Source organism: Pusillimonas sp. ANT_WB101, from assembly GCF_008369125.1.
Taxonomy (GTDB): domain Bacteria; phylum Pseudomonadota; class Gammaproteobacteria; order Burkholderiales; family Burkholderiaceae_B; genus Allopusillimonas.
The window spans coordinates 628742-642040 of sequence record NZ_VOAY01000001.1 but is presented as its reverse complement, the minus strand read 5'-3'; the positions used below and the strand labels follow the sequence as shown (position 1 = coordinate 642040).

Sequence of the window (13299 nt, the reverse complement as noted above, 5' to 3'; positions counted from 1 at the left end):
AAACGCAAAGCGTTATAGCGGGGGGTTTCTCGTTTCAACTTTTTGACCCTGCCCGTTAGGCTAGGGTGGGGAATGCGCTCGCAACATGTTCAACACTTGCCCCTCTTTTTACAGAACCATACAGGCCTTGTACAAGGCAGGTAGCAGGCAAAGAAGGGCCTGACTGATATCCAGACGCCGATTCGCCTATCATTGATTTATACTGTATATTTAAACAGTATAAATACTGCCTGTCTGCAGATATGCCAGGTCTTACTCATACCTTGCACTGCCCATACCTGCGAGGCCCAAACTGCCCAACTACGGCATAAAGCCTATGACAACCTTGCTCTCACCCGTCTTGCAGCACCCTGAACGCATCCATCCTGCATTGTGGCGTGGCTCGCAATTATTTCATGGCCCAGCCACCACAGTACGCACCGGCTTTGCCACACTAGATGACGAGTTGCCCGGTAATGGCTGGCCGCTCGGCTCGCTCATAGAAATCATGCCCAGCCAGCCCGGCTGCGGCGAGCTTCGCTTGCTGCAACCCGCCCTGGCCGCTCTTGATGCAGAACGCAGCATCATGCTGGTCAACCCCCCATATAGTCCCCATTTTCATTGCTGGCTTAACTGGGGTCTTGATACGCACAGGCTGGTCTGGATTCGTCCGCAAACCCCGGGCGACACACTGTGGGCAGCCGAGCAAGTCCTTAAACACAACGCCTGTTCTGTTTTGCTTTGCTGGGCCAGCCAGGTACGCCAGGCCTCTTTGCGTCGTTTGCACCTGGCTGCCCGACAAAGTGGTGCTCTGTTCATTATGCTGCGCCCCCCACTTGCCGCCCAACAGGCCAGCCCTGCTCCACTGCGCCTTATTTTGCAGCCGTCCATGCAGGGCGCTGCCATTCATATTGTCAAACGCCAGGGCCCCATTTGCGACAAACAACTACCCATCACTTTTTACCCAGACCCCGCCCCACACGCCACCACAACTCATCATGCCACTCTGGATCAGCCTTTATCTGCCGACGCACAGCCTGGACATCAGCTTCCCGAACTGGTCCGCTGACACCATGGCTGCCGTGCTCGACAAAGGCCGTATTCTTTTGTGTACGCCAGCAGCCGAGAAACAAGGGGTGCGCCCAGGCACAAGTGCAGACACCGCCCGCGGGCTGGCCTGCGGCATACAGCTGTTCAGCGACAATCCCCATGCACGGCGCCGGCATTTACACGACACGGCCCTGAGCTTGCTGCAATACACACCCAATGTCAGCTTTCTGGAAGACCAGGCCATACTGCTTGAAGTCAGCGCCAGCCTCAGCCTGTTTCGTGGCCCACGCACGCTTTGTCATCGCATCCACGCCACCTTGAGTAATCAGGGCGCACGCGCGCGCCTGGGCATGGCACCCAGCGCTTTGGGTGCATGGGTGCTTTCGCGTCAGCCGTCAGGTCAACGTCGCGTGCTCACCACACACCACTTGGCACAACGCCTCAACGTTTTGCCTGCGCAGGTATTGCCCGCAGCGCAGCCCTATTCTGACTGGCTCGATGGCATAGGTTGCCGCACCCTGCAACAATTGCGGGCGCTTCCCCGCAAAGCACTGCAACAGCGCAGCAGCCCGCAATTACTGCAGCAAGTCGATGCCGCCTACGGGCAGGCAACCGAAATTTTCAACTGGTTTGAAGCGCCCCCCACTTTTTCACAGCGCTACGAACTGACCGAGCGCATTGAACACTGCAACGGCATCCTGGTCGTTACCATGCGACTTATAGAGCAGCTAAGCGGCTGGCTTCAAGCCAGGCAGCTATCCACACGCAGCCTGGGCATTTGCCTGCACCACGAAAAAGGGCGTCACGCACGCGCCCCTACGCAGGTTGCACTTCATGTGTCTGAAAGTGCGTGGCAACCAGATGATTTTCTGCCTGTATTGCGAGAACGATTACAGGCCATTACCCTGCCTGCCCCTGTCATCACCATAACCTTATCCGTCACGCAAACAGACACTCGACCAACCCACAGCGGTACGCTGTTTCCAGAACCCACCCAATGGCTGCACCAGGAGCGACGCCTGCTCGATCTTTTGCGCGCTCGCCTGGGCGACCAGCATGTGCTTGGCAGCCAGCCCGTTGCCGACTACCGACCTGAGCAAGCCAACTTGTGGAGCCCCATCCATGACAGCCAATGCGATCCAGACATCTCTTCCAGCCCTTCGCCCCCCCCGTCTCGATCTGCCGCCGGGCCTCGCGCTGTCGCGGCCCCTACAGGCACCGCAAAATCCAAAGCCGCCAAGGCCGCTATGCCGCCCCGCCTGGCCATGCATAGCCGTCCCTTCTGGCTGCTTGACCCACCACAGCCGTTGACGGTTGTAGCCAACCGACCAGTGCACAACGGCAAAAACCTGCATTTAATCCACGGGCCCGAGCGCCTCGAAAGCGGCTGGTGGAGCCCCTCAGGACATGAGCGACGTGACTACTTCATTGCCCGCGACGCCAATGGCGCGCGCTACTGGCTTTATCGACAACGCGAAAGCCAAGGTGCAGGGTGGTTTCTGCAGGGGCTGTTTGGCTAACAAGCCACCAACACACCATGTCTCATACTACTTCCTCTCTGGCTGACTACGCCGAGCTTGACTGCCTATCTAACTTTACGTTTCTGACCGGTGCCTCACACCCCGAGCAGCTGGTTGAGCGCGCCGCGCGGCTAGGCTATCAGGCTTTGGCGCTGTGCGACGACTGCTCTCTGGCAGGCGTGGTGCGGGCCCACAGCGAAGCAAAAAAGCACGACATCAAACTCATCATCGGCAGCCGTTTTCGGCTGGACGGCATGGAAATCATCGTACTGGCCTGCAACGCAACCGGCTATGGCGACCTGTCAGAACTCATCACTCTGGCGCGTCGTCGCAGCGCTAAAGGTAGCTACCAGCTCAGCCTGGACGACATCATTAGCGCCGGGCCAGGGTATGAGCATTTGAAACAGCTTCCTCACTGCCTTGCTATTTACCGGCCTGCCTATGGCGTGGCTGCCAATGTGCTCGAAACACACTTATCACTTCTTCAGCAGGCGTTCCCCAACCGCTTGTGGCTGGGGCTGGGGTTACACCACCATCATGCCGATGCGGCACATCGGCTGACCCTTGAGCAAGCCGCGCAGTGTTTTGCATTAAAGCTGGTCGCTCTCGGCCAGGCCGAGATGCACACACGCTCACGCCAGCCCGTACATGATGCGCTCGCGGCAATCCGCCAAAAACAGCCTGTACAGCGTTGCGGCTACACCCTCAAGCCCAATGCCGAGCACTACCTGCGCAGTCGTCTGCGACTGGCTAACCTTTACCCCGCACACACCCTGCGCGAAACCCTGCACATCAGTAACCTGTGCCACTTCAGCCTGGAAGAAATCCGCTACCAATACCCACGAGAAATCGTACCTGATGGCATGACGGTTGGCACCTATTTGCGTCAGGAAACCTACGCCGGAGCACGCCGACGCTATCCGTCAGGCCTGAGCGACAAGGTACGCAGCCAGATCGAAAGCGAGCTCGCCATTATTGCCAGCCTCAACTATGAGCCATACTTTCTGACGGTTTACGACATTGTTCAGTTTGCACGCGGGCGCGGCATTCTGTGCCAGGGGCGAGGCTCAGCTGCCAATTCGGCAATCTGCTACTGCCTGCACATTACCGAAGTTAACCCTGAAAACGGCAACACACTGTTTGCCCGCTTTATCAGCCAGGCACGCAAAGAGCCACCTGATATCGATGTTGATTTTGAACACCAACGCCGCGAAGAAGTCATTCAGTACATTTACAATAAATACGGAAGAGACCGCGCAGCCCTGACAGCCGTTGTCAGCAGCTACCGCATCCGCAGCGTGCTCCGCGACACGGGCAAGGTGCTGGATCTCGACCCCGATCTGGTTGCCCGAGTTGCGCGTTCGTTTCACTATTGGGATGGCAAGCAGGGACTGCTTGATGCGCTGGCGCAGCAGGGTCTGGACCCTGAAGGCCGCAGCGCCAAAACCTGGGCCTGGCTGGTAGACAAGCTACTGGGCTTTCCCCGGCATTTGTCCCAGCACCCGGGCGGCTTTGTCATTGCGCGCGACAAACTGTGCCGTCTGGTGCCCATCGAGAACGCAGCCATGCCTGATCGCTGTGTGGTGCAGTGGGATAAAGATGATCTTGACGCCATGGGGCTGCTCAAGATCGACGTGCTGGCGCTGGGCATGCTGTCAGTTTTGCAGCGTTGCATGAAACTGGTAGAAGCGCGTCGCGGTCATCCGTTGCCGCTGCAAGATATCCGCAACGATGACCCCGCAACCTATGAAATGATACAGCGCGCCGACACCATAGGCGTGTTCCAGATCGAGTCGCGAGCACAAATGAGCATGCTGCCCCGTCTCAAACCGCGCGAGTTTTATGACCTGGTCATACAGGTGGCCATTGTGCGCCCAGGCCCAATCCAGGGCGGCATGGTGCACCCCTATCTGCGACGGCGCAACGGCGACGAAGAGGCCACCAGCCCCACACCTGAAATCGCTCGCGTACTAAAGCGCACCCTGGGCGTGCCCATTTTTCAGGAACAGGCCATGCAAATTGCCATGGAGGCGGCGGGTTTTACGGCCGATGAGGCTGACCAGCTACGACAGTCGATGGCAGCCTGGCGGCGCAAAGGCGGGGTTGACCGATTCCGGCACCGCCTTGTGTCAGGGTTGATAGCCAACGGTTGCTCTGAAGATTTCGCTCATGCCCTGTTCCGGCAGCTGGAAGGCTTTGCCGAGTACGGTTTCCCTGAAAGCCATTCGGCCAGTTTCGCCAAGCTGGCCTATATAAGCGCCTGGTTCAAGTGCCATGAGCCTGAGGCCTTTCTGGCTGCATTGCTCAATTCACAGCCCATGGGGTTTTATGCACCCAGCCAACTGGTACAAGATGCACGCCGTCATAACGTCACGGTATTACCTGCAGACATCATGGTCAGTAGCTGGGAATGCACACTAGAGCAAAAAGAAACAACAAGCCAGCGCCCTGCTGTCCGCCTTGGACTAAATTGCATCAAAAGCCTGTCTAAAGAAGCGGGGCTGCGCATAGAAGCCGCACGCCGGGCAAGCGTATTTACCTCAATACACGACGTAGCAACGCGGGCGACACTAAACCGGCACGATCTCGACGCATTAGCGGCCGCCAATGCGCTGCAGACATTAAGCGGCCATCGCAGACAGGCGCGCTGGCAGGCGGCAACCCCTGCACTGCAGGGCATGCTGCGGCACGCCCCCATACAAGAGAGCGAGAGCCCTGAACTGCCAGCCCCCCTCGAAGGCGAAGACATCGTGGCTGACTACCAGTCGCTGGGCCTGACACTAGGCAGACACCCACTGGCCTTGCTGCGCGACACCTTGCAGGCTAAACGTTTTGCCACAGCTGCCATGATGAACGACAATTACCCAGACCGACGGCTGGCCCGCGCCTGTGGCATTGTTACAGTACGTCAGCGCCCGTCTACTGCCAACGGTATTGTCTTCGTAACCCTTGAAGATGAAACCGGCAACATCAACGTCATCATCTACCCCGATTTGGCCCGGCGTCAGCGTGCCGAGTTGATCAATGCCAAGCTAATGGGTGTGTATGGTGTGTGGCAGCGGCAGTCGGGCATCTGTCATTTAATGGCCTCCAGGCTTATTGACCTGACACCGTTACTCGGCACATTACCTACGCGCAGTCGTAATTTTCATTAATTGGCCTACATGCCGTCTGAAGGAACACAAGGGCGCTTACGCTAGATATTGTCTGGCCCAGGCTTGCCGCGCTCTTGGATCAGCCGCCCGGCAGTGTGCATTTATCCATTAAAATACGTACTTCTTCACAAAGGAAAGCCACCATGAGCAACACGCTCAAGCCACAGATTTCTGATGCCGTCAAAACAGCCATGCGCGCCAAAGACTCGGCCCGTCTGGGTACACTGCGGTTTTTGCAAGCCGCCATCAAGCAAAAAGAAATCGACGACCGAACCGAACTCGACGACGCCAACATTGTTGCCATCATAGAAAAACAGGTAAAGCAACGTCGCGAGTCTATTGCTGCCTTTGAGCAGGCTGGCCGTGTCGAAACGGCAGAGCAAGAAAAAGCCGAACTGGCCGTGCTGCAAGAGTTTCTTCCGCAGGCTGCATCTCAAGAAGAAGTTGACGCTGCCATTGCCGCCGCCATCGAAGAGGTGACCGCAAGTGGCGTTACCGGGGGGCCCGCCATGGGCAAAATTATGGCGCTGTTAAAAGCACGACTGGCAGGCCGCGCCGACATGGCTGCCCTGTCAGCTCAGGTAAAGGCACAGCTAGCGTAGCAACCCAGGCTTGCCGCGCACCCAGCAAACCCGGTTAGCGTTCGGCCTGATAAGCCACGCACACAGACGTATCAAGCATCACTGAGCGCCGCATGGCGCTCAGTGCGCCTTCATCCCACGGCTTAACACCCCACACCGTATGGGTAACCTGGGTATTTGCCTGGTCAACTGCTTTGATTTCAGTACGCGCCACCACCAGATCTGACAGCGGCCCGCGCACAGACACTGAACCCGTCTGGCTGGCCGGATCAACTTCAGCGTAGACATCATACTGATCTTTGTCACCGCGCAGGCAGAGCTCGGCTTGGCTCTGAACCCGTAAATACACGGCTTGATAAGGACGCGGTGCAGTGTATGAAACGCTGGGAGAAGAGCCATCAGGCTGTACGCCCAGCGCACACCCGGACAGCACGATCGCCGAAATAATTACTGTAATTGGCGCTTTCACCCAACCCTCCTTGCAAACCTGCCACAGTGCCCGCCAATTCGGGGCTACCGTATTGTGCCTGTAAGCAGGCATTACGGCAAAGTTAGCATGCCGACGCGCATTGTGACAGTTTTTTCGTATCGTCGAGCGAACCGGCAGAAGGCTCGACATCAGCACACATGACAGGATAATCAATATACCCCTTGGGCCCTGCTGTATAGAAAGTTGTGGCGTCCCAGTCATTAAGTGGCGCACCAACTTTGAGTCGCTGCACCAGATCGGGGTTGGCTATAAATGCCTTGCCAAAAGCCACTGCATCAGCATGCTCTTCTAAAAGTGCATGACGCGCCGACGCCAGGTCGTACTGCTCGTTGACAATGACACAACCACCAAACACACGCTTTATTTCGGGAGCCAAAGCGGCTTCACCAGGTGTTTCACGAAGAAAAAGAAACGCGATCTGCCGCTCGGCAAGTTTTTGTGCAACATATGAAAACAGCGCACGGGGGTTGGAGTCGTGCATGTCGTGAGCGCCGCCACCCGGTGAAAGATGAACGCCGACATGGTCTGCGCCCCAAACACTGATGCATGCATCGACCACCTGCAACAAAAACCGTGTGCGGTTTTCAATAGAGCCGCCATACTCATCATTGCGCCGGTTGCTGCCATCGTGCAAAAACTGATCAATAAGATAGCCATTGGCGCCATGTATTTCAATGCCATCAAAACCAGCCTCTTTGGCCTTGTGTGCCGCCTCGGTGAAATCAGCAACAATGCGATTGATTTCTTCGATGTGCAGAGCGCGTGGCGTTACATACCGACGTTTTGGGCGCAACAGGCTTACATACCCATCGCAGGCAATTGCGCTGGGTGCTACCGGAATTTGCCCACTGAGGTATTCGGGGTCTGACACCCGCCCCACATGCCACAGTTGCAAAAACATTTTGCCGCCCTTTTCGTGCACGGCATGAGTAATGCGTTTCCAGCCTTCGACCTGGGCGCTGCACCAAATACCCGGCGTATGCGGGTAACCCACCCCTTGCGGCGAGATCGAGGTGGCTTCAGACACAATAAGACCAGCAGATGCCCGCTGGCAATAATAACGACGCATCATGTCATTGGGCACACGCCCCTCAGACGCACGGTTGCGCGTCAGCGGTGCCATTACAATACGATTTTGTAGCATTACAGCCCCTAGTTGAAAGGGCTCAAACAATTTAGTCATAGTCTGCCTGTGGGCATCGCAGTGGGTCGTTGATACAGTACCAAAAACAACCCCACCACTCATTGCCATTGTCCATAAGGGTTTTTACCAGATTTCAGACATCACTGCCAGGCCGCGATTCCATTATCGTATCTGTTGCCGGGCATTGCAGACACTCATCAAGGAACAACACATGGGACAGTTCGCCGTCATAGGCCTAGGGCGATTTGGCGCATCAGCGTCGCTTGAACTGATGAAAATGGGACACTCGGTATTGGCCGTGGACGCCAGCGGAAAACTGATCGACAAACATGCCGATAGCCTTACTCGTGCGGTCATTGCCGACGTCACCGACCGCGCAGCGCTTGAAGAACTGGGGCTAGACAACTACGACGTGGTGCTTGTGGCCATCGGCGAAGACGTGCAGGCCAGCCTGGTCTGTGTGGTGCACCTTAAGTCGCTGGGCATTAACACCATTTGGGTTAAGGCCTCGTCGCATGCCCAGCATCTTATTTTAAGCAAGCTTGGGGTGCAGCGCATCATTCACCCTGAAGAAGAAATGGGAGCACGGGTGGCGCAGGCTCTCAGCTACCCCATGGTAAATGACTATATCTCGATTGGAAACGGCGAGTTTATCGTGGAGATCGACGTAAGCGAACGCCTTGAAGGCGTGGCGCTAAGCAAGGTGGTCACCAACATGAGCGACCTGCACGTGTTGTTGATCAAGCGTAAAACCCAGGTTACGGTACACCCACCCCCCGAATTTCAGTTACAGGCCAAAGACGTGCTGGTCATGCTGGGCCAGCTTTCGGTACTTAAAACCATTGCCCCAAAATTGGCCTGATTCATGCGCAATTGGCTTCCCTCGTTTTCCGACTATCAGTCGTCTTATAAGCGCATCCGGCGCACTGGCCAGGTTCGCGCCAGCCCGCCCATTATGCTGGCGACCGGGTTTCTCGCCCTGATTGCATTAGGTACGCTTTTATTGTCGCTACCGGTGGCAGGCACCGAGCCCGTCAGCCTGCTCTCGGCATTTTTCATGGCAACCTCTGCCGTAACCGTTACGGGTCTAACTGTTATCGACCCGGCAGCGCAACTGTCTCATTTTGGGCAGATCGTACTGATTTTGTTGGTGCAGGCAGGTGGCCTGGGCTTTGTCACCTTTGCGGTACTGGCCGCCGTAACGTTGGGCAAAAAGTTGAGCCTGACGCACCAGGCGGTTGCCCTCGAGGCGTTCAACCAGACCAATGTATCGCGCATACGACGCACAGCCTCATCTGTTGTAAAAATATCCTTAGGCATAGAGCTGGTCATGGCGATCATCCTGGCTCTTTGGTGGTCACGCGACTACCCCTGGATAACAGCGATATACAGAGCCATTTTCCACAGTATTGCCGCGTTCAATAACGCCGGCTTTTCATTATTTCCTGCCAGTCTTGCTCAGTTTGTTGGCGATCCCGTTACCGTGATGGTCATCACATTCTCTATTATTCTCGGCGGGATCGGGTTTTCGGTACTCAGTGATGTCAGCAGCAAGCGCAGCTGGGCCAGGCTGTTGCCTTACACAAAAATCATGCTGATCAGTACCCTGGCGCTTAATGTCATCGGCTTTTTCGTTTTATGGTTGCTCGAATTCAACAACACGACAACCCTGGGTGACCTGTCGATACACGAGCAGGCGCTGGCGGCCTGGATGCACAGCGTTACCAGCAGAACAGCAGGCTTCACGACGGTAGACATCACACAAATGCGCGACAGCTCAACCCTGGTGATCATGCTGCTCATGTTCGTGGGCGGCGGCTCGCTAAGTACCGCCAGCGGCATCAAGGTAGGTACGTTTGTGGTACTGCTTGCCGCATCATGGTCTTATATTTTTCGGCGCAAAGAAGTAGTACTGCTTCGGCGCTCGATCTCGCCTGAAACAGTACAAAAATCGTTGGCTCTGGTGCTGGTTACGTCAGCACTAATCTTCATTGGCACACTACTCATGACTGTTTTCGAGGACGCGCCCTTCATCACCATATTGTTTGAGATCGTCTCGGCCGTCAGCACCACCGGCCTTACGCGCAACCTTACGCCAACGCTTTCTGCACCCAGTCAGATCATGTTGACCGTGCTCATGTTCGCCGGGCGGCTCGGGCCGCTCACGTTGGTATACAGTATTGCAACGCAAAAACGCAGCCGTGTTCGCTACCCTGAAACCCAATTCCAGGTGGGCTAATTCATAGTCTGTTCGTATGTGGTTTGTGCTTCTGTTTCATCTAGGATATACTCTCGTTCTTCTTCGGGGCGTAGCGCAGCCTGGTAGCGCACTTGCATGGGGTGCAAGGGGTCGCGAGTTCGAATCCCGCCGTCCCGACCAAAGATAACGGTTTATGATGCCGTAACAATCATCATAGACCTTCAAAAACCCGCATGGCCACTGGCTTTGCGGGTTTTTTATTGCCCAATTTCTGCCGCTTTGGTTCGTATGCCCTCGCCTGCCATCACAAAATTTTTGGGGTATGTTTGGGGGTATGCGAAATATTTTTGGGGGTATGGAAGTGGCGCGCATCATTGCACCGTTGACCGACCTGCGCTGTCGGCAAGCAGATACAGCAAGGCCGAAGCCATGGCGACGGCACGCCCATGGTCAGGTAGTGATTAAACCGACACATATGCCCCGGCCCCATGGCGCCGGTCTCGTCCTCTTCCATGATGCGGTAGAACGGCACATAGAATTCTTGCTCCCAGTGCTTACAGGTTGCGGTGACCTGCCAGCAGCCTTACCCGCTTCGTGCAGTTCACGAGCTACCTTTTGGGCTGTGCCTGATACCCGCAGGCCCGCCTTATCAACTGCTGCAAGTGTATTTTCAAGGTCAACAGCCTGCTGCTCTGCGCTTCCTGACTCTATGACAATAGATAAGCGAGACTCTTGTGCCATGCGGAACCCTAAAAAAATCCGCCGAAGCGGATCATAAAACCCTTCAAATGTCATGAGCGTATTCAAACCAAATCTTTATAATTGATACTGTTTTATAGTATCGTTAATTTCATGAAAGCCAAGCATCGGAAAACTCTGGAGCTGATCTTTTCTAGACCAACCCCTGCCGGCGTTAAATGGAACGATGCCGTCGGGCTTTTTATGGAGCTTGGTGCCGAAATTACAGAGCGAGAAGGTTCACGTGTTGCCGTGTTCCTTTTTGATCAAGTAAAGGTTATGCATCGCCCTCATCCATCCCCAGATATAGACAAAGGCGCTGTAGCCTCCATCCGAAAATGGCTTGAAGATAACGGAGTCAAACCATGAAGAACGTAATGACCATTGACGGTCAACCGGCCGTCATTACTTTCGACCCAGACATCGAAATGTTTAGGGGTGAATTTGTAGGACTTAACGGCGGGGCCGATTTCTACGCTCCCGATGTCGCTGGATTGCGCTGCGAGGGTGAACAGTCCCTTTCTGCGTTTCTTGATGAGTGTGCCAAGCGAGGCATCGAGCCTCGTAAGCGCTTTTCAGGAAAGTTTGTTTTACGCGTTTCCCCCGAAATTCACGAAGCAGCCGCTACCGCCGCTGCGGCCAGTGGGGAAAGCTTGAATCAGTGGGTTGCCGACGCCATTCGAGAAGCTGCCCATGCGTAGATTAGTAGTTAGGATCTTACCCAGGCTATACCTCATTCATATATTCCCGATCCAGCGCAAATAGGCAAGCATCCAACTCAAGACGAATCAACTTTGAGCCATAGGCACTCACTACCTGATTGATTTCCGCCACTGACAAAGGCAATGCAACCGCGCCGCTGGCACCGGCCAAATAGCGCCGTGCTCTTTGGGTTAACAACTCCCCATGGAGCGCAGCTATGCTGAGTGGATCTTCTCAGCCCGCCCGATCAGCCCCCAAACATATGGACATCATTCCGCAGTGTTTATACCGATGGGCGGAGATCAGGCATTTGCTCCCAAACGGCGAAACATCGTGGCGTAAAATGGTGGCAGAAAAACGAGCTCCTCAACCTATCAAGCTCGGGCATAAATGCACACTGTGGCGGGGTGAACATATTCTGGACTGGCTGTCGCGGCCAAACGAATACATGGCTGCATGAGAGTATGAATGGGCGTATGATTTCATTATTTTCTTTGTAACAGTAATGAAATCAAGCTCTTAGACAGCCCTTTTGGGTGACACCGTCCCGACCAGTAAAATCAAGGGCTTACAGATTTATTTCTGTAAGCCCTTGCCCGTTGGTGGACCGATTAGTGGACTATTTGGTTATTAATGCCATGATCGAACAGTCGAGAACACCAAAAGCCTAATCTCTTTTCATGGTAAAAAGCTGTTTATATAAACAGTTTTTCAGAGAGGCAGCCATGACATACACAATCGCCCTTCAAGATGCACCTTCCGAGATCACCGAGCGCGCCAAGAGCGATGCCGAAGAGCGGTTTCGCCGAACGCTAGAGCGAGCGCTCGGTGGATCAGACATCGTCCTGACTGCACACCGCGCTTGGCAGACTGCCGAAGATACAGCAGAGGCAGAAATGTCGACAGAAGATATTGCGCTGGCCAAGCAATGGATCGCAGCCGCTACGCGAGCTCGAAATGAAGGGCTCCGAGATATGGGCGAAACTGAGGCGTGGTTTGAGGTTAGGATGGAGAGGTAGCCAATATCAATGCCAGCAGCTACCGAGTTCCTCGACAGGCTGTTTCAGGTTGTCCTCTGTCTGACAGATCGAACAGTATTTGTCAGATCAAGTCTAGATTAATACGCTTTTACCCAGCGTTGATCCAAGTCTTTTTTCTCTCACACTTGATGCAACCCAAGCCAGTCGCGTAACGCGCTGTTCATACGTGTCTGGGTCAGACGCGATGCCGCGATTGATCGCGTTGTCCTCTTCTTTACGGGGGAATAGGGTTGCCGGTTTAAGCTTGGGCATAGAAATTTATCTCCCGACTATTTGCCTTGCGTAGGCTAATAGTGCGCCTAGTCCCTTTCGAGATAAACCACCACATATACCCTCACCTGCCACAAACCCTGCGGCCAAACATCGACAATAGGTCTGTCGCTGCCGAATACTTACACAGCGATCTGTCTGACCGGGCCGGGCACTCACGCTTCAAGGTAACAGCTTCAATTATGTCCGACTAAGGTCTTAAATACACTTGCGATACTCATTCAACAAAAAGGCTAACTCGCAGCCGTCAACTCTTTAATATCTAAAACTTACCCCACCAGGTTGCGGAAAAAGCCTAAGCTTCGTCGGGACCATTCGTATTTTCAAACAATAACCGCGCCAACCGAATACCCTTCTCTCTGCCATGACGTGCCAGTTGCATGGAACGATCTAACACCGCTATCACCAAGTGAAAAAACTCAGAGGCCGC

Annotated in this window: 12 protein-coding genes and 1 tRNA gene; 10 read left to right on the top strand and 3 right to left on the bottom strand. The window is 54.9% G+C overall.

The window, feature by feature from the left end; all coding sequences use genetic code 11:
- The first annotated feature begins 316 nt into the window (after positions 1-316).
- The 4 genes from imuA to FQ179_RS03075 all read left to right on the top strand — a co-directional run bounded on the left by imuA (position 317) and on the right by FQ179_RS03075 (position 6306).
- Positions 317-1048, top strand: a complete 732-nt coding sequence (gene imuA / locus FQ179_RS03090) for a translesion DNA synthesis-associated protein ImuA (protein WP_149395804.1) — start codon at positions 317-319, stop codon at positions 1046-1048.
- Positions 978-2549 (top strand): DNA polymerase Y family protein, encoded by a 1572-nt coding sequence (locus FQ179_RS03085; protein ID WP_255474810.1) that lies wholly within the window; start codon positions 978-980, stop codon positions 2547-2549. The genes imuA and FQ179_RS03085 overlap by 71 nt, the downstream gene beginning before the upstream one ends.
- Positions 2550-2566: 17 nt before the next feature.
- Positions 2567-5704, top strand: a complete 3138-nt coding sequence (locus FQ179_RS03080) for an error-prone DNA polymerase (RefSeq protein ID WP_149395803.1) — start codon at positions 2567-2569, stop codon at positions 5702-5704.
- Positions 5705-5847: 143 nt separating this feature from the next.
- The gene (locus tag FQ179_RS03075; RefSeq protein ID WP_149395802.1) at positions 5848-6306 is read left to right on the top strand and encodes a GatB/YqeY domain-containing protein; all 459 of its coding nucleotides are present in this window, start codon (positions 5848-5850) and stop codon (positions 6304-6306) included.
- A gap of 34 nt (positions 6307-6340) precedes the next feature.
- Here FQ179_RS03075 and FQ179_RS03070 read toward each other — a convergent pair whose 3' ends face one another.
- Both FQ179_RS03070 and FQ179_RS03065 read right to left on the bottom strand, forming a co-directional pair.
- Positions 6341-6754 (bottom strand): BPTD_2524 family lipoprotein, encoded by a 414-nt coding sequence (locus FQ179_RS03070; RefSeq protein ID WP_149395801.1) that lies wholly within the window; start codon positions 6752-6754, stop codon positions 6341-6343.
- An 82-nt stretch (positions 6755-6836) separates the two neighbouring features.
- Positions 6837-7958, bottom strand: coding sequence for an alkene reductase (locus tag FQ179_RS03065; RefSeq protein WP_149395800.1), 1122 nt, complete (start codon positions 7956-7958; stop codon positions 6837-6839).
- Between the two features lie 172 nt (positions 7959-8130).
- Here FQ179_RS03065 and FQ179_RS03060 point away from each other — a divergent pair, with 172 nt between their 5' ends.
- The 6 genes from FQ179_RS03060 (at position 8131) to FQ179_RS03035 (ending at position 12578) form a co-directional block, all read left to right on the top strand.
- Positions 8131-8781 (top strand): TrkA family potassium uptake protein, encoded by a 651-nt coding sequence (locus tag FQ179_RS03060; protein ID WP_149395799.1) that lies wholly within the window; start codon positions 8131-8133, stop codon positions 8779-8781.
- A gap of 3 nt (positions 8782-8784) precedes the next feature.
- Entirely contained in the window at positions 8785-10158 is a 1374-nt protein-coding gene (locus FQ179_RS03055; protein ID WP_149395798.1) for a TrkH family potassium uptake protein, read from the top strand.
- 64 nt (positions 10159-10222) lie between these two features.
- Positions 10223-10299: transfer RNA gene (locus FQ179_RS03050), tRNA-Pro, on the top strand.
- Positions 10300-10971: 672 nt separating this feature from the next.
- A complete protein-coding gene (locus FQ179_RS03045) occupies positions 10972-11226 on the top strand; it encodes a type II toxin-antitoxin system HicA family toxin (RefSeq protein ID WP_149395797.1) in 255 nt (84 codons plus the stop codon).
- Positions 11223-11558, top strand: coding sequence for a type II toxin-antitoxin system HicB family antitoxin (locus FQ179_RS03040; RefSeq protein ID WP_149395796.1), 336 nt, complete (start codon positions 11223-11225; stop codon positions 11556-11558). Before FQ179_RS03045 ends, FQ179_RS03040 begins: the two co-directional genes overlap by 4 nt.
- 726 nt (positions 11559-12284) lie before the next feature.
- A complete protein-coding gene (locus tag FQ179_RS03035; protein ID WP_149395795.1) occupies positions 12285-12578 on the top strand; it encodes a hypothetical protein in 294 nt (97 codons plus the stop codon).
- Between the two features lie 93 nt (positions 12579-12671).
- Here the strand turns inward: FQ179_RS03035 and FQ179_RS03030 are convergent, their stop codons facing one another.
- Complete coding sequence (locus FQ179_RS03030; protein ID WP_149395794.1) at positions 12672-12851, bottom strand: hypothetical protein; 180 nt, start codon at positions 12849-12851, stop codon at positions 12672-12674.
- Positions 12852-13299: the final 448 nt, after the last annotated feature.